At 63.7% G+C, this 16,104-nt stretch carries 17 protein-coding genes; 8 read left to right on the top strand and 9 right to left on the bottom strand.

Annotation, left to right across the window (positions count from 1 at the left end):
• Positions 1–46: 46 nt before the first annotated feature.
• Genes HZB53_04560 through lysW form a run of 3 tightly spaced genes read right to left on the bottom strand, consistent with a single transcriptional unit; the run spans position 47 to position 2,178 of the window.
• Entirely contained in the window at positions 47–1,087 is a 1,041-nt protein-coding gene (locus HZB53_04560) for an N-acetyl-gamma-glutamyl-phosphate reductase (GenBank protein ID MBI5876902.1), read from the bottom strand.
• Positions 1,087–1,950 (bottom strand): lysine biosynthesis protein LysX, encoded by an 864-nt coding sequence (lysX, locus tag HZB53_04555; GenBank protein ID MBI5876901.1) that lies wholly within the window; start codon positions 1,948–1,950, stop codon positions 1,087–1,089. The genes HZB53_04560 and lysX overlap by 1 nt, the downstream gene beginning before the upstream one ends.
• A 60-nt stretch (positions 1,951–2,010) precedes the next feature.
• A complete protein-coding gene (gene lysW, locus HZB53_04550) occupies positions 2,011–2,178 on the bottom strand; it encodes a lysine biosynthesis protein LysW (GenBank protein ID MBI5876900.1) in 168 nt (55 codons plus the stop codon).
• A gap of 453 nt (positions 2,179–2,631) precedes the next feature.
• Here lysW and HZB53_04545 point away from each other — a divergent pair, with 453 nt between their 5' ends.
• The 8 genes from HZB53_04545 (at position 2,632) to HZB53_04510 (ending at position 10,522) form a co-directional block, all read left to right on the top strand.
• Positions 2,632–4,056: an efflux RND transporter periplasmic adaptor subunit gene (locus HZB53_04545; GenBank protein ID MBI5876899.1), complete on the top strand. Its 1,425-nt coding sequence runs from the start codon at positions 2,632–2,634 to the stop codon at positions 4,054–4,056.
• Between the two features lie 60 nt (positions 4,057–4,116).
• Complete coding sequence (locus tag HZB53_04540; protein ID MBI5876898.1) at positions 4,117–5,256, top strand: hypothetical protein; 1,140 nt, start codon at positions 4,117–4,119, stop codon at positions 5,254–5,256.
• Positions 5,257–5,293: 37 nt separating this feature from the next.
• Positions 5,294–6,085 carry an ABC transporter ATP-binding protein gene (locus HZB53_04535; protein MBI5876897.1) on the top strand — a complete coding sequence of 264 codons (792 nt, stop codon included), beginning with the start codon at positions 5,294–5,296 and terminating at the stop codon, positions 6,083–6,085.
• Between the two features lie 22 nt (positions 6,086–6,107).
• Positions 6,108–7,346 (top strand): ABC transporter permease, encoded by a 1,239-nt coding sequence (locus HZB53_04530; GenBank protein ID MBI5876896.1) that lies wholly within the window; start codon positions 6,108–6,110, stop codon positions 7,344–7,346.
• A 36-nt stretch (positions 7,347–7,382) separates the two neighbouring features.
• Positions 7,383–7,592 (top strand): hypothetical protein, encoded by a 210-nt coding sequence (locus HZB53_04525; GenBank protein MBI5876895.1) that lies wholly within the window; start codon positions 7,383–7,385, stop codon positions 7,590–7,592.
• Between the two features lie 52 nt (positions 7,593–7,644).
• Entirely contained in the window at positions 7,645–8,733 is a 1,089-nt protein-coding gene (locus tag HZB53_04520) for a PD40 domain-containing protein (protein MBI5876894.1), read from the top strand.
• Between the two features lie 140 nt (positions 8,734–8,873).
• The gene (locus tag HZB53_04515) at positions 8,874–9,584 is read left to right on the top strand and encodes a hypothetical protein (GenBank protein MBI5876893.1); all 711 of its coding nucleotides are present in this window, start codon (positions 8,874–8,876) and stop codon (positions 9,582–9,584) included.
• Between the two features lie 401 nt (positions 9,585–9,985).
• Positions 9,986–10,522: a hypothetical protein gene (locus tag HZB53_04510; GenBank protein ID MBI5876892.1), complete on the top strand. Its 537-nt coding sequence runs from the start codon at positions 9,986–9,988 to the stop codon at positions 10,520–10,522.
• 110 nt (positions 10,523–10,632) lie between these two features.
• Here the strand turns inward: HZB53_04510 and HZB53_04505 are convergent, their stop codons facing one another.
• From HZB53_04505 to HZB53_04480, 6 genes are all read right to left on the bottom strand, one after another.
• Positions 10,633–11,769, bottom strand: a complete 1,137-nt coding sequence (locus HZB53_04505) for a radical SAM protein (protein ID MBI5876891.1) — start codon at positions 11,767–11,769, stop codon at positions 10,633–10,635.
• 3 nt (positions 11,770–11,772) lie between these two features.
• Positions 11,773–12,354 (bottom strand): hypothetical protein, encoded by a 582-nt coding sequence (locus HZB53_04500; protein MBI5876890.1) that lies wholly within the window; start codon positions 12,352–12,354, stop codon positions 11,773–11,775.
• Positions 12,355–12,374: 20 nt separating this feature from the next.
• Positions 12,375–13,151 carry an alpha/beta hydrolase gene (locus HZB53_04495; GenBank protein ID MBI5876889.1) on the bottom strand — a complete coding sequence of 259 codons (777 nt, stop codon included), beginning with the start codon at positions 13,149–13,151 and terminating at the stop codon, positions 12,375–12,377.
• Between the two features lie 730 nt (positions 13,152–13,881).
• Positions 13,882–14,088, bottom strand: coding sequence for a hypothetical protein (locus HZB53_04490; protein MBI5876888.1), 207 nt, complete (start codon positions 14,086–14,088; stop codon positions 13,882–13,884).
• A 7-nt stretch (positions 14,089–14,095) separates the two neighbouring features.
• Complete coding sequence (locus HZB53_04485) at positions 14,096–15,439, bottom strand: B12-binding domain-containing radical SAM protein (protein MBI5876887.1); 1,344 nt, start codon at positions 15,437–15,439, stop codon at positions 14,096–14,098.
• 38 nt (positions 15,440–15,477) lie between these two features.
• The gene (locus HZB53_04480; protein MBI5876886.1) at positions 15,478–16,044 is read right to left on the bottom strand and encodes a Uma2 family endonuclease; all 567 of its coding nucleotides are present in this window, start codon (positions 16,042–16,044) and stop codon (positions 15,478–15,480) included.
• Between the last annotated feature and the right edge of the window lie 60 nt (positions 16,045–16,104).

Genomic DNA, 16,104 nt, shown 5'->3' with positions numbered 1-16,104 from the left:
GGCACATTGCATGTGTCCCAGGGCGTATGCAATACGCCCCTACGGATTACAACGGATGCAGCCCGCCGAACTCCAGTGCCGTCGTCTCCGGGAAGCCGCACATCAGGTTCATCGCCTGCACCGCCGTGCCGGCCGCGCCCTTCATCAGGTTGTCGAGCGCGCTGATCGAGACGACGCGCCCCGTGCCTTCTTCAAGCTCGAAGCCGATATCCACCCAGTTGGTGCCCGCCAGGATCTTGGGATCCGGGTAGCGGTGAATGCCCGTGCGATCCTTGACGATCCGCACAAACGGCTCATCTTTGGCAAACGCGCGGTACGCCTTCCACAGGTCCTTCTCCGCCGTGCCGCTTTTCAGCCAGACGTGCGCCGTCGCCAGCACGCCGCGCACCAGCTCGATCGACGTGATCGACAGATGCACGTTGCGCAGGCCGAGCTCCTGCTGGATCTCGGACGTGTGCCGGTGGCCGGTCGGCGCGAACGAGCGCACGCTCCCGCTGCGTTCCGGATGGTGCGACGACAGGCTCGGCGAATTGCCGCCTTCGCTCGACCCGACCTTGATATCGACGATCACTGGCTTCGACTCGTCGATCAGGCTGGCGCGCTGCAGCGGCAGCAGCGCGAACATGCTGGCCGTCGCGTTGCACCCGACGCCGCTCACATAGTTCGCGCTCGCCATCTCGGCGCGGTGCAACTCCGGCAGGCCGTACACGAACTTCGGCAGCCAGCCGGGCGCGCTGTGCGGTTCATGATACCACGTCTGGTAGACAGCGGCATCATGTAATCGAAAGTCCGCCGACAGGTCGACGATGCGCGGCGCCAGCGCCGCAAGCTGCTCGATACGCTTCTGCGTTTCGCCGTGCGGCAGCCCGGCGAACAGCAGGTCGCACGGCTGCACTTGGTCGAGCGACGTGAACTGCAGGGCCGTCTGCTTGCGCAGGTTGGGGTGCACCTGGTACACGTACTCGCCGACGTGAGACTCCGAGGTGACCTGCACGATCTCCACCTGCGGGTGGCGCAGCAGCAGGCGGATCAATTCGCCGCCGGCGTAACCCGAGCCGCCAATGATGGTTGCCTTCAATGCCCCCATCACAGCACCTTGATCTGACCTTCACCCACCGCGAGTGTGTAATCGATCACCTTCTCCGGGATGTTGACGCCGGTCGTGGCGATCGAATTGCGGAACTCGATCGTGTAGTTGACTTCATTGACCAGATAGCCGCGCTGCGGGTCTTCCAGCAGGTCCACACCGGTGATGCCGCCGCCGACCGCGTGCGAGGCGCGCACACAAATTTCGTTCAGCTCATCGGTCACAGGGCAGCCGCTGGCCTGCCCGCCGCGTGCGGTGTTGGTAATCCAATGCTCGGCATGGCGGTAGATCGCGGCAACGCAGCGGTCGCCGACGACGAAGGCACGAATATCGCGCTTCGGCTTGCGGATGTACTCCTGGATATAGAAGATCGAGTGATGGTACGAACCCAGCACGTCCTTGTGCTCCAAGACCGCCTCGGCGGCATCGCGGTCGTTGATCTTGGACAGCAGGCGGCCCCACGAGCCGATGGCCGGCTTGAGGACCACCGGGTAGCCCAGCTCCTCGATCGCCTTCAGCGCCGATTCCGGCGTGAACGCCACCTTTATACGCGTGGTCGGCACTCCCGCCTTTACCAATTGAGACGAGGTGACCAGTTTATTGCCGCAGACATCCGCCACATGCGCCGTGTTGACGGTCGGAATACTCCAGTCATTCAGGATCTTCATCGCGTATAATGCGCGGCTGTGATTGATGCAGCGCTCGAGCAGCACGTCGTACTTCTTCCACGGTCCGGGATCGTTCAACTCGAACACGGCATCGCGGTCGTCGATCTTGTCGTAGTCAACGCCCCGGCGCTCCAACTCATCGAACAGCAGTTTTTCTTCAACGCGCACGCGCGAGTACAGTACTCCGACCTTCATCGGGCCTCCTTGCAGGCTTGCAGTTGCTTTGCCGGTAATGGCGGTTTGGCTGCGCGACGACTATTCGCCCCAATCCTCTTCTTCCTCCGGCGCCAGCTCGAGCGTGAGCGGATCGACATTGGCGACCTCCAACTCGGCGCCACAGTCCGGGCAGACGACAATCTCGCCCTTCATCGTCTTGTCACCCAGCGTGATTTCGGCGTCACATTCGGGGCAATTGGCAGTCATGAAAGCACCCTCCATAAATAAAGATAGCCCTCCATTCCGGGGAGGGCTGAAGATTTCCTGGGGACGTTGCAGGGTCAGGTAGATCGCTTTCCATCATTCATGTCCTTAATATGTCAAACTCGCGACAATATAACATACGTTCAATAGCGTGTCAATATGGACGCGCATATTTTTAGGTTCGTGTGCAATTATGAGCGTCAGCAGCAGGTTGCATGCGATTCTTAGGACTTTCTCAACGACTTCTCATCTTACACTGTCATATTATGGAACGGTGTCCCGATCAACGGCACGGCTCTGGCACGCATGTTTAGGCATTATCGGAGAAGAGTCACCCATTGGCGGCGATCGGCACAGCCGTAGCCGATCAACTCAATACAAATCGTGTGATCGCGGTATAATTGTGGTGTTCCGTCTTCGCCGCTTCGCGATGTTCCCAGCTCTCCGGAGGTTTCTATGACTTTGAGGCGCATACTCATCGTCCTCGCCATTCTCTCGCTCGGTGGCGCGGCATTTGTCGTGTACAACAGCACGCGCAGCCAGACGGCGGCAGCGGCGACGACCGGCGGGGCGCAAGTCGCCACTGTGACGCGCGGGAACCTGATCGCAACCGTCAATAGTGCAGGCCCGATCGCCGCGCGGCGACAACTGAACGTGACTTTTGGCACGGCCGGAACGGTCAGCCGCGTATTCGTGCAGTTGGGCGACAAAGTGAAACAGGGCCAGGTGCTGGCCGAATTGGATACCACCGACCTGCAAGTGACGCTGGCCAACGCCACCTCGTCGTTCAATGCGGCGCAGGCGCGTTACGAGCAGGCCAAAGCCGGCCCGACCGATTCGGACGTGGCCGCGGCCCGTGCCAATGTCGAAAACGCGCAGGCGAACTACGACATTGCGGTGCGCAAGGCCGGCCTGAACGACGCGCAGGTCGCCGTGGCACGCAGCTCAGTGGACAAGTCCCGGTTCAGCCTGCAGAAGGCGCAGAACGACTACGACCAGGCCGTTCTGAACCGTGTGACCGATCTCACGTCGGTCAGCGTGGCGTTGCAGCAGGCCAAGATCGACTACAGCAACGCGGTCACGAACTTCAATCTCACGGTGATCGGCATCAACGACTCGGCCGTGCGCAGCGCGCTGTCCACCGTTGTATCAGCCAGGGCTAGCCTGGACAAACTGCTCTCCAGCCCGACGCCGCAGGATCTGGCGATTGCGCAAAGCTCGTTTGACCAGTCGCGGGTCGCCTTCCAGCAGGCGCAGTATCACCTGCGCGACGCGCAGTTGGTGGCGCCGTTCGACGGTACGGTTACCCAGTTGAACATCGACAATTTCTTCCAGGTCGGCGCCAGCACGGCGGCCGTCCAGATTTCCGATCTGAACACGCTCCAGGTCACCGTGAACATGGCCGAGGTGGACATCAGCAAGGTGAAGCAGGGCCAGACGGTCAACATTACTATGGATGCCCTGCCGGACCGCACGGCATTGACCGGCACGGTCGATCAAGTCGCGCTCGTGGGCGTGACCACGCAGGGTGTGGTCAACTACCCGGTCGTGATCACGCTGAAAGGCGTCGATCCGGCCGTCATCAAGACCGGCATGACCGCCAATGTGGGTATCATCGTCGACCAGCGCGAGAACGTGCTGCTGGTGCCAAACCGCGCCATCCGCACGGTCGGCCGCACGCGCCAGGTTCAGGTCCAGAGCGCCGTCGGGCTGCCGGTACCAACCACGGTTACGATTGGCCTGCAAAATGACACCAATGCCGAGGTTCTCAGCGGCTTGAGGGAAGGCGACGTCGTTGTGATCGCCTCAACCACCACACGCCCGACGACCGGCGGCTTTGGCGGCGCTCCGGGCGGCGGCCCCGTGTTCGTCGGCCGCTAAAACGACAAGGAGAGCGCGGGCCACAAGCGCAGAAGCGTGCCGGTCGCCCGCTTCCCGCTTATGATACGACCATTCGCATGGCTTTCGGTTCTGATCTTCGCCGGGCTTGTGGCGTGCACGCCGGCGGCCCCGGCCACGTCCCTTCCCGTAGCGCAGGCCACCGCGCGGGCGATCCCGGTGCTGCCGACCGAAACGCCCGCGCCGCCGACGCCGACGGCAACGCGGGTCGTGGTTCAGGGCGCCGTCGCAACACCAGAGCCGGCGCGCGGCACCGCCACATCCGCATCCGCCGCGCGCAACATATTCGGGGTGCAGGCGCCCTCCGACACATGGACGATTGATCGCCGGATCGCGGCGGCGAAAACGCTGGGCACGGCGTACTTCCGCCCGGCTGATGTGGTGGTGGACCAGTGGCGCAGCGCATGCGCCGACTGCGCGCCGCTGGCAACATCCGGCCTCAAGATTGCGCTCGGTGTCCGAGCCACGCAGTCGGCCAATCGGCGGCTCGATGATGCCGCCGCCTTTCAGCGCACGGTCGCGGGCATCATCGACCAGTACCGGGCCGAACTGATCTTCGTGGAACACGACGAGGCGCGCACCGACACGACGGCGTTCCTGCCGGTCGACTACGCATCCGAACTAAAGGCCGCGTGCGACGCCGCCCACAGCCGCCGCAGCAAATGCGCCAACGGCGGCCTCGGCAGCCAGCAGGCGCTGATGCTGGTCTGGGCCGGCAAATTTGAGCAGGCCGGCGCGAGCACGGCGTGCGTCTTCGCCCAGCGCGCCATGGACGCCGCATCAACCGCCACTCTGTGCGCCGCGCGCAGCCTGGACCGGCTGCCGCCACAAATGCAGAGCGATATCAGTCGCGGACGCGCATTCATGGCGGCATACAAAAGCGCGGGCGCGGACTACGTCAGCCTGAATTGGAACCTGGCCGACGCGACCCTGCTTGAAGAAGCCGTCACATACGCCCGCGCGACTGCCGGTCTGCCGGTTGTCATCAAAGAACTGTCGCTGGCCGCCGATAACGCCAGCGCGGTGACGGCCTGGCTGCAGAAAGTAATCGATCTGGGCCTCGCAGCGGCGATCTGGAACGGCCCGGAAGCCGGCAAAGCCGGCGCCCTGCTGAACGCGGACGGCACGCTGCGCGCCAACGGCAAGGCGGTTCAGGATTTCATGCTGGCGCGGTTCAAGTGATGGCTTGTCCAGCAGAGATTGAAAGGACGTATGCCTCATGGCGTTTTTGAAAAGGGGAAATGCACAGCCAGCGATTCCAGTGGCTGTCGCTAGTAGCAAGCGTGAAGGGGCCGTTATCGAGGTTGCAAACATCGTCAAGACCTATCACATGGGCGATGTCGAAGTAAACGCCTTGCGGGGTGTGTCATTTCAAGTCAATTACGGCGAGATGGTGGCCATCATGGGCCCGTCTGGGTCCGGCAAGTCGACGCTGATGAATATGCTCGGATGTCTGGACAAGCCAACCAGCGGCAGCTACAAGCTCGACGGCGTCGAAGTCAGCACGATGAACGACGACCAACTGGCCGAGATCCGCAACCGCAAGATCGGCTTCATCTTCCAGCAGTTCAACCTCCTTTCGCGCACGGCGGCTATCGCGCAGGTCGAGCTACCGCTGGTGTACGCGGGCGCCAAAGAGCGCCGCAAGCTGGCGATGGAGGCGCTGGAGTCGGTTGGACTGACGGGGCGGGCGCACCACCGCCCTACCGAACTGTCGGGCGGGCAGCAGCAACGCGTCGCGATTGCGCGCGCGCTCGTCAACAACCCGGCAATCATCATGGCCGACGAGCCGACCGGCAACCTGGACAGCAAGGTCGGTGCCGAGATCATGCACATTTTGCAGACGCTGAACGCCGATCGGGGTGTGACAATCGTGATGGTTACGCATGATCCCCAGATTGCAGCGCACTGTCGGCGGATGATCCACATGATTGACGGCGAGATCGAGCGTGAGGAAATCAACCTCAAGCCGCTAATCGCGAAGCATATGGACGAGCACCGCGTCTATTGACACGCATGAAAAGGCGATTGATATGAATCTTACGGAAAGCGTTCGCATCGCGCTGCGCAGCCTGGCTGCCAACAAGATGCGCTCGATCCTGACGATGCTCGGCATCATCATCGGCGTCGGCGCCGTCATCGCACTCATGTCGATCGGGCGCGGCGTTCAGGCCCAGATCCTTAGCTCACTATCGGCCAATGGCACCAACCTGCTCTTCATACAGCCCGGCGCAAGCAACCAGGGCGGCGTCAGCCAGGGCGCAGGCAGCGCGGCCACCCTGACGCTCGACGACGCCATCGCCCTCAAGGACGCCGGCCTGCCGGCGGTCGCCGACGTCGCGCCGGAGTTCGGCGCGCAGGGGCAACTGACATTCCAGGGACAGAACGCGCGTACGCGCGTCACCGGCGTGACGCCCCCCTATGCGACCGTGCGCAACGTGTCGATCGCCAGCGGCGAGTGGTTCAACGATGGCCAGATTTCCGGCCGCTCGACCGTGGTCGTGCTCGGCCCCACAACCGCCGCCAACCTGTTTGGCGATGGCGACCCCGTCGACCAGACGATCAAGGTAAACGGCATCCCGTTCCGCGTGATCGGCGTGACCGTTGCCAAGGGCGGCAGCGGCTTCGGCAGCCAGGATGACGTCGCGTTCATGCCCATCACCACACTGAACTCGCGCGTCGAGGCGGGCGGCCGCTTCCGCGGCGCCACACGCGTTAGCCAAATCAGCATCCAGGTCGTCGACCCGGCGTCGATTCAGCCGGCGATTCAGGACATCAGCACAATCCTGCGCGAGCGACACCGCATCCTGACGGGCGACGACGATTTCCGCGTCACGAGCCTCGATGACCTTTTGAAGACGGCCACGCAGACGACGGATATTTTGACGGCCTTCCTGGGCGGCATCGCGGCGATCTCGCTGGTGGTCGGCGGCATTGGCATCATGAACATCATGCTCGTCTCGGTCACCGAGCGCACGCGCGAGATCGGCATCCGCAAGGCGATTGGCGCCAAGCGGCGCGACATCCTGGTGCAGTTTCTGACCGAGGCGGTCGTCATGTCGATCACCGGCGGTTTGATTGGCATCGCCATCGGCTGGGGTTTGTCGCGGCTCTTTTCGAATCTCAGTGGCGGACAATTGAATGCCGTGGTCGACCTCGACGCAGTCCTGCTGGCGACGCTGTTCTCGGCGGCGATCGGGCTGTTCTTCGGCGTCTACCCGGCGACGCGCGCCGCCGGCCTGAATCCGATCGACGCGCTGCGGTACGAATAGGCGCGACGACGTCCGACGCCACGCGCCATGCCCCCAGTGAGCACCCGCGCACATCTATGGCGGCGTTTGGCGATCCGGGTGGCTGCGGCGATCGTGGTTGGAACGATCTGCGCCACGGTGCCGCTGGCCGACTGGACGCCACACTGGATAAGCCGGGCACAGATGCCGGCGGCCATATTCGGCGTCGTGGTATACAGCGGGAAGTTGTTGTACGACACACTTTTTTATGACCATTACTGGCCGTAGGCCTGGCGGCATGCCGGGCTCCTGCGGGACTGGTTCGGAAGGCAGGGTTTTGATGCGTATTCGTCTAACCTGGGTGGCGGTTCTGATCGTGGCCGCCCTTATGCTGGCCGCCTGCGATGCGGGCAGCAATGCAACCACAGCGCCAGGCGGCGCGACCACCGCTGCAACGGCGGGCAATGAGACGCCGGGCGGCCCGCGGGCCGGCGGCACGCGCGGCCCCGGTGGACCGGGCGGAGGCACACCAGGCGCCGGGCGCCCCGGCGGCAACCCGAACGCCACACCCGGTGCGGGTCGGCCTGGCGGCAATGGCACCACCGTGCCGCAGACAGCCGCCACACCGTCCGGCACCGCGATATTCGCGCCGACGGCCGTCCGTGTTGGCGGACAGCCGGCCAGTAACAACGTCGCGCCGACCCAGGTGCCCAGACCAACCGTTTTGATGCCCACGGTCGCGCCATTCTCAACCGCAACACCGACGCCGGTCACGCCGCTGGTGATTCCCTATACGCCCGTACCAATGGGACCGGTACCGACGATCGCGCCGATCGGCACGCCAATGAGCCTGCCCTCGCTGCGCGGCAAGATCTTGTTCATGACCGATCGGGAAGCCTATCCGACGTTGTACATGATGAACGCCGACGGCAGCGGGCAGCAGCCGTGCAACTGTAGCGACGCGCTTGAGACCTTGGTCGACCGCGAGATGACATCGCCGGACGCCAAGCAGTACCTGTTCTATCGTGTGCTCGGCGGCCGGGGCGGCGACCAGCAGATCTGGGCACACAGAATCGAGACGGGCTACGAAACTATGGTTACCGGCGCGGCGCCGGGCTTTCCGGGCATCGATTACGACGCGGTGTGGTCGCCGGACTCGCGCCACATTGCCTTCGTGACCCAGATCAACGGATATGATGAGATCTACCTGTACGACGCGGTCGAGAATACCAATGAACGCCTCACGCAGAGCAGCAAGGAGTGGTACAAGCACCCGTCGTTCTCGCCCGACGGCAGCCAGATTGTCTACTGGACCAACGTGGAAGCTGCCGAGCGCAAGCAGATCTGGGTCATGAACCTTGATGGCAGCGGCAAACACAATATCAGCCAGAACGGCTACAACGACTACAGCCCGATCTGGGTCAAGTAGTCCGCGAATGCAGGGCGGGGCGATACTTCGCGCAGCTAATTTGCTTGTAGCGTCATTTCAGGCCTTTCTCATTTGGCTCTTATGGCGCGGGGCTATCTTAATAGCGTGAGTTCAAACCGCAGAGTACCAAGGAGAATAGCATGAAGATCAAGATCGTCGCAGCCGTCTTCGGCGTGTTGTTGGCGCTGGGTGTGATCACCGTCGGCACCACGCTCGCCAAGACCAATGTGCAAGGCGTAGTCAGCGGGGCGCTGACTGCGGCGGCCGATCAGGCGACGGCCACCAACCGCTGCCAGGCCTGGGATACCGAACTGGCCAAGCAACTCGGTATCGACGTGTCGAAGTTGGTGGGCGCGCAGAAGGCCACCGCCAAGGCACTCGTCGATCAAGGCGTCAAGGACGGCAAGCTCACCGCCGACCAGGCAACCAAGCTGAAGGAACGGATTGATGCGGCCAACTGGGCGGACTGCCCGCGCCTTCCCGGTCAGGGCGGCCCGATTGGCCGTGGCAACCCCGGTCCGGTTGGCGGCATGATGGGCCGCGCGCTGAAGATCGGCGGCGACGCCGCAGCCAAGGCGCTCAACATGACGACGCCGGACCTGGCCAACGCGCTGCGCTCGGGCAAGTCGGTCGCGGACCTGGCGAAGGAAAAGGGTGTTGCGCTGGATACCGTGAAGAAGGCGATCGTGGATGCCGAAACCGCGCAGATCGACCAGGCCGTCAAGGATGGCAAGCTCACGGCCGACCAGGCGACCAAACTGAAGGACGGCCTGAACCAGCGGATCGACAACTACCTGCAGTTCAAGTACAGCGGCCCCGCCGGAAAACCGGGTCCGCATCGCGGCCGCTAGTATCGACTGCGCCAACAACTGAATAACACAACCGAATAGTACGGGCCGCGGTGGCGAGACTTCCGGAACCAGAAGCGAACCGGGAGTCTCGCCATATGGCGTCGAATATCAGACGGGGATGCCGGGACCGTCCGGCCGCCATCACATTTCGAAACCTACCAGGTGCGCTGCGCGTTTGCACAGGCGTAATACTATTTTGTGATGAGTATGTCCCCAAGCGATTGTTGCATGTGTCAGCACTAATTAGCAATCGCCGCCCTCCCCAATCAGCTTTTCCTCTTCTCCCCCGCGCGCGGGGGAGAAGAGGCCAGGGGATGAGGGTGACAACCGCACTTGCCCCCCAGCTACGGGGACATGATCAAACTGAAACAGTATAATACTCTGATTCGGAGAAGCTGCCTATGAAACTCAATTTTGTCCTCGTTACGGTGATCTTCCTATCCTTCGGCGTGACCGTTTACGGTTACGCCTACCAGAGCGGGCACTCCGTCGGCCTGTCTGAAGGCGTCGCCGCACGAACGGCCATCACAACGGATCCGGCGCGCCAGGGCGCCGGCGGCTTTGGTGGCGCGAACGGGCAGACAAACAACGGCACCCCGGCTGCCAGCGGCGGCAACGCCAACAGCGTGCAACGCGGCCTGGCGCGGTTGCTCACGGGATACAACGGCACCGTGGACAAAGTTGATGGCAACACGCTGACTGTTTCGGTCGTGCGCGGCCAGCAGACACAGTCGGTCAAGGTCACGCTGGCCGATGGCGCAACAGTCGAACAGCTCACCGGCGGCGCGTTGAGCGACATCAAGCCCGGCTCGCGCGTGCTGATCGGAACGGACACTCCGCAGGGCGGGTTTGGCGGACAGGGTCAGGGCCAGCAGGCGCTGCCGACGGAATTGACCGCGCGGACGCTGACGATCATCCCGGCTAATTTCGGACAGTAAGAAAATCCCAAGCCCCAAATCCCAAGTCCCAACACAGCGCGCTGCCCGCCATTCGCGTGTTCGTCACGCCTCGCATTGTTGTACGCGATCTGCCTCTATGCCCTGCCATGTCACGCGCTTTGGGGTTTGGGCTTTGAGATTTGGGATTTGGGATTTGCGACACTGTGCAGCAGCACATCGCTGCTGACTTTGACCAGCGTCGGCGGGTGCAGCAGCATGTTGGCGTAGCTGGCGTTAGCCATCGGGCAGTAGCACTCGCGGTTCTTGATCGAGCGACGCATGGCGCGCAACCGCCCCTGGTGTTCGAACCAGACCGGCCGCAGGTTGTAGTCGTGATCGCGCAGGTTGGCCACCGCCTCGGCGCGGATGCAACACGACCAGACATCGCCGTTCGGCGCGATATGCGCCGACGCCCAACCGGCCAGGCACGGGATCACCTGGCGCTTCTCGGCCAGCGTGCGCTTGGCGAGCTGATAGTACTGCGCGCGGAACGACTGCGTGAAGCGCGCGATGCCCCGAGCCGGCCACGCCCGCGCCTTGTCCGACAGGAAGTCGGCCACGGCGTCGTACTCGTTCGCGGGCGGCGTGATGCCCCAGCCCACGGTGTCCAGTTCGACGCGCTCCTCGGCGACCTCGGTGATGTACGAATCGGGCGACAGCGACTGCAAGCCATCGTAGATTGCCTTTGCTTTTCCGATATTGAACTTCGAGAGCACCGTGTGCACGGTGAGCACGAGGTTGCGTTTCGTCTTCTGCAACGCCTTCAACCCGGCCCACGTCTGCATCGCCTTTTCCCAGTTGCCGGGCACGCCGCGAATCTCGTCGTGGTCCGCGCCGATGCCGTCAAGCGACAGGTTCAGCCCGATCTGCGCCGTCGGCGCGGCATCGCAGATCGTCGCGACGCGGTCGAGAATGCGCTTGGTCAGGATGCCGTTCGTCGGGATGGTGATGACTGCCGGGCGGCACTCCTCGTAGCCCGCGATGACCACTTCGTGCATGTCGGTGCGCAGGAACGGCTCGCCGCCGGTGAAGGTCATGTAAAACGGCGTGTGCCCGAGATGACGGAACACGCGCCGCCATTCCTGCGGCGTCATGTCGTCGTTCGGCTTGCGCCAGACATCGCACGTCGCGCAGGTCGAGTTGCAGCGATACGACAGCGATACGACGACGCTGAACGGCAACATGCGCGGGAAACCCCAGCGGTAGAACGACTGGTAGAGCGGCAGGCGGGCAATCAGGCTGAGCATGGGCTACGAGCCGGCGCGCACTGCCGACCCGCAGTACGGGCACTCGGCGGTGGCGTCGTCGATCCAATCCACGTCGCCGGGGCGCAGCGGGCCCCCGCAATTGACGCACTTTGGCGGCAGGTGACCGCGCGCGGCCGGCTCGTCGTCCGGCTCGTCCGCCGCGGCCGTTTGCGCCAGCGACGTAAACTCCTTCTGGAGCGCAGCCGCTTCCGCGGCATGTCCCTGCGCGCGCAACGCATCGACTGCCATCTGGAACGACATCGCGGCGCGGTGCTCGCGCCCGGCCTGCACCAGCAAGTTGAGGCCGGTCCGCGCGCGCGCCAGCGCGCCGGCCGCGTCGCCGCCGTTCAGCAGGCAGCGCGACGCCTGCAGCGACAGGTTGCCGGCGCGGTCGAGCACGCCGTGCTGTGCCGCCAGATCAGCCACTTGCGCGAAGAGCGCGGCCGCCTCGGCGTGACGCCCCGCCGCCTCAAGTGCATGCGCTTCGTTCACCATCTGACGCGGGCGCGGCTCCAGCAAGCCCACGGCACGCGCCAGGCGCCGCAACGGGCGCGGGCGTCCCATCCGACCACGACGACCGAACATAGGCTCCTCCGCGCCGGCGGTTAGCCGGTGCCGTCCAAAAATGTGTCCACGAGGCGATTAAACGTCTGCGGACGCTCGAAGTAGACCGAGTGCCCCGCCTCCGGCACACGCGCCAGCCGCGCGCCGGGCACCAGTCCAGCCAGTGCCGCTACGGCGCCCGGCGGGATCACGATGTCCTCATCGCCGGCGATGCACAACAGCGGAATGCCGAGCGCGGCGAACGACTCCACCGGCGTGTCGCGCATCTGAGCCAGCATCGCCCGCACAGACTGCTTGTCCAGCGCATGACTGAGGCCGTCGATCTCTCGATACAGAAAGTGCAGCGCTGGCTGCTCCTGCGCCATGCGCTCTCCCGCCGCCGGGTGGATGCCCCGCGCGAACAGGCTGGCCTCGCCGCCGCCGCGCCCAAAATGGCTGTCGATATCGGAGTGCGTCAGCGTGCCAACCGTGTCGGCCAGCACGAGCGCGCGCACCCGCTCGCGGTGCGCCAGCGTGTAGGCGGTGCACGTCCAACCGCCCATCGACTGCGCCACCAGGCGAACATCCGTGAAGCCGAGGTGGTCTATCAGCGCGGCCAGATCATCGGCAAAGGCGCGCGGTCCCCGGCCCGACGCATCACGCGACGGCGCGAAGCCGCGATGCGCAAATGTCACGCAGGTGTAGCGCTCGCGGAAAAACGGCACCTGCTGCCACCACGACAGGTGGTTGCCGCCGAGCCCGTGCGCGAAGACGAGCGCGGGGCCGGCGCCCGTCACTTCGTAAAAAAGTTCGGCGTCGGGCAGAGCAAGAAATGGCATAGTCACGTTCCCTGGAGCGTTTTCCGGATTTGTCCGATACGGCCTCCCACAGTCGTCATGGCGATAACTCTATGCCGGGAGCAACAGGCGGCACCGGCAGATTCCTCAGGCACTGCGTGCCTTCGAAATGACGGCGCCGCGCGCTCTGTCATTTCGAAGCCGCGTTGCGGCTGAGAAATCCTTCCCGCGCCGCGCCGACCATGCACTGTTCATGAGCAACCCCCCGCAGGCGGTGAAACTGTCTCGGCTTTCGGCCAACCGAGATTGCTTCGTCGCAAACGGCGCTCCTGCTCAGAAACTTCGCTGCGGCCAACGGCAAGGCGCCCAGGTTGTCGCCCCAGCGAAAGCCGGGGCCCAGAGTCAACACCCCTGGATGCCGGCTCCCATGAAAATGGATCGTCCTGTGGTAGGGCCAGGTCTTTGACCTGGCCGACTGGACGGGTCAAAGACCCGTCCCACCATTGGCAGGACTATTCTCATGCGCGGGGTGTGCGCCCCCGGCGCATCACCAACTTTCGCCGGCATGACGGCTTGGCCGCCGGCCGCGCCCAAGTTTCTGGGGCCACAACATGATATTCTCGCAATGACGCTCTTGGGTTTGTATCAGATCAATGCCGGAAATGCTCTTAAATACACACAGCGGTGCCGGCGCGCGTTTCGCCGCAAAAGAACCGTCCGCGCCCGGCTGTCCGGACGCGGACGTGGTTCATTCAGCGCCGCGCCGCAACGCCTAGCCGAGATTGAGGATGAACTTCCGCAACTCGCGCTGGTTGACGCGCTCGCACTGGTCTTTGATGATCAGCGCCATCTCGCGTTCCGTCAGGCGCATTTGCAGGATGGCCAGCGCGTCTTCCGGCGACGCGCCGTAGGCCAGCTTCTGCCGGCCGTTCGTCATGTTGAACAGGTAGATATGGTGCGGGTTCGCAAAGCTGCTCATGCGCGCCTTAAGCCTTGATCAACCAGTTCATGAAATTGCCGGACTTCTTCTGCACCGAAGGCGTCTGCCCGGCCTTGATCTCGCGATCGAACTTGCCCGCCAGCAGGCGGTTGTAGAACTTATAGTCGATCCCCTTCAGTTTCTCGTCCTTGGGGAAGCGGTGGTAGTTGTCTTTCGACATCAGGCTCTTGCCCTCGGCGATCAACTGGTAGCCGAGCGCCGAGCCCGGGTACGGCGCATAATACGAGATCGACGGCAGGACGCGCTTCATGCGCCACAACATGCGGATCGTATCGTATGCGTCGGCAGGCTCTTCACCTGGGATGCCGAGCATGATGTTGGCCCAAAACTTCGGCGGCGCCTTGCCCTCGCGCTCCATGTCGTCGCCAACCCGGTTCAGCAGGTCGATCGCGACGTTATTGTCCTCGGCGGTGCATTCCTTGTTCAGCAATCGCAGCACGCGGTCGCTACCCGACTCAAAACCGATTGAAATGGTGTTCCAGTTCGTCTCTTTGACCAGTGCCTCGAACAGGTCGGGCCACTGGCGCACCGTGTCGCTGCGCCCGGCGGCCCAGTACGGCCATACTTTGCGCGCCTTCGACGGATACTTCTCCAGCCACTCGCGCAGCCAGGCGGGCTGCTGGAAGAACATCGAGTCGTGGATGACCACCGAGCCGAGCGGGCCGTGCTTGCGGTCGAGGTAGTTCAACTCGTCGATCACCTGGTCGACCGGCTTGCGGCCCATGTTCGGGATGAACGAGGCTTCGTTGCAGAAAACGCAGTGCCACGGGCAGACACGGCTGGTCAGCATCGTCGCGACCGGCCCGGGACCCCAGCCGCACTCCGGCTCCAACGGCCACGGGAAGTCCGACAGGTGCGGGTTCGGCCACATCGCGCGGTCCATCATCGGCCATTCGGCCATCGACTTGGTGCCGACGCCCATCACCATGCGCGGGAACGCCGCCGGGTCCTGCGCCAGTTCGACGATCGTGTGCTCGCCCGGCCCTTGCACGATCTTGTCAAAGGCGTCGATCGCCTCCATCTCGTCGGGCGCGACGGTGGCGTGCATGCCGCCGGCCAGCACCAGCCCGCGCGGGTTGACCTTCTTGAACTCCTGCGCCGCCTTGAAGGCAAACGGGAAGGTATACGACCGCACGTTCATCATCAGCATGTCGTAGCCTTCAAGCAGCTTCGGCAGGTCTTTCCACGCCTTGAGCGAGCGCGTCGACAACAGGTCGTTCTCGACGCCGTTCTGCTGCATGATCGTGCGCAGGAGGCCGAGACCGTGATCCTGCCAGCGGTCGTGGGCGCCGGCCGGGCGCACATACACGCCCAGATCGCCCAGGTCCAGCCACAAACGTTTCAAAGTTCTATGACTCCCACGCTACGCTAACCGGCTGCCGCGCCCAGTACATCGTCCACCGACATCGAGGAGTCTGGAAATCGCGGGAGACTCAAACGCTCACCGCGACGAGCAACACGCTGCGTTGCATACGCCGATTCAATCGGATCCGTGTACGCCTCGACAACGTCATCCGCAAGATTGATTAGCCAGACAGTCGGTATGCCGTTGCGAGCATATAGCGGCAGTTTGATCGTGCGGTCAACTTCCAGCGAGGTATCGCTCACCTCGATGAGCACCTGGATGTCGGTCGGGACCGGCAACGCGCCTGCGTAGCGCGACTCGTCCCGCCGAAGCACTGCAACGTCCGGCTGCGGTTCCGAGAAATCGTTCAACCGAACCGGGTTCTGTGTCCAGATAATCGCTGCGCGGGCAACCACTTCGATCAGAAGCTCGGTCAGGCGCGCGACGACGCTGGCATGCCGGCTGCCAATCGGACTCATTTCGATGATCTCCCCTTCAAGCAGTTCGCAACGGTCGTCCTCACCCAGCAAGCCGCTGCGCGTCATCGCCTCATATTCGTCCGCGCTGAACGGCCGCAGATTGACCGACACCGAGGCGTCACCGATAGTCGGGACGGCCGTTGGCTTCGGTCGTTTCCGCTGTGCAGGGGG

Source organism: Chloroflexota bacterium (assembly GCA_016235055.1).
Lineage (GTDB): Bacteria > Chloroflexota > Anaerolineae > JACRMK01 > JACRMK01 > JACRMK01.
Note: the sequence above shows the minus strand (reverse complement) of the source record. Positions and strands in the feature narration are given on the sequence as shown.

Bases quoted from the DNA above. Each gene is read 5' to 3' on its own strand.
- HZB53_04560 (MBI5876902.1), bottom strand. From the start codon at position 1,087: ATGGGGGCATTGAAGGCAACCATCATTGGCGGCTCGGGTTACGCCGGC.
- lysX (MBI5876901.1), bottom strand. From the start codon at position 1,950: ATGAAGGTCGGAGTACTGTACTCGCGCGTGCGCGTTGAAGAAAAACTG.
- lysW (MBI5876900.1), bottom strand. From the start codon at position 2,178: ATGACTGCCAATTGCCCCGAATGTGACGCCGAAATCACGCTGGGTGAC.
- HZB53_04545 (MBI5876899.1), top strand. From the start codon at position 2,632: ATGACTTTGAGGCGCATACTCATCGTCCTCGCCATTCTCTCGCTCGGT.
- HZB53_04540 (MBI5876898.1), top strand. From the start codon at position 4,117: ATGATACGACCATTCGCATGGCTTTCGGTTCTGATCTTCGCCGGGCTT.
- HZB53_04535 (MBI5876897.1), top strand. From the start codon at position 5,294: ATGGCGTTTTTGAAAAGGGGAAATGCACAGCCAGCGATTCCAGTGGCT.
- HZB53_04530 (MBI5876896.1), top strand. From the start codon at position 6,108: ATGAATCTTACGGAAAGCGTTCGCATCGCGCTGCGCAGCCTGGCTGCC.
- HZB53_04520 (MBI5876894.1), top strand. From the start codon at position 7,645: ATGCGTATTCGTCTAACCTGGGTGGCGGTTCTGATCGTGGCCGCCCTT.
- HZB53_04515 (MBI5876893.1), top strand. From the start codon at position 8,874: ATGAAGATCAAGATCGTCGCAGCCGTCTTCGGCGTGTTGTTGGCGCTG.
- HZB53_04510 (MBI5876892.1), top strand. From the start codon at position 9,986: ATGAAACTCAATTTTGTCCTCGTTACGGTGATCTTCCTATCCTTCGGC.
- HZB53_04505 (MBI5876891.1), bottom strand. From the start codon at position 11,769: ATGCTCAGCCTGATTGCCCGCCTGCCGCTCTACCAGTCGTTCTACCGC.
- HZB53_04500 (MBI5876890.1), bottom strand. From the start codon at position 12,354: ATGTTCGGTCGTCGTGGTCGGATGGGACGCCCGCGCCCGTTGCGGCGC.
- HZB53_04495 (MBI5876889.1), bottom strand. From the start codon at position 13,151: ATGCCATTTCTTGCTCTGCCCGACGCCGAACTTTTTTACGAAGTGACG.
- HZB53_04490 (MBI5876888.1), bottom strand. From the start codon at position 14,088: ATGAGCAGCTTTGCGAACCCGCACCATATCTACCTGTTCAACATGACG.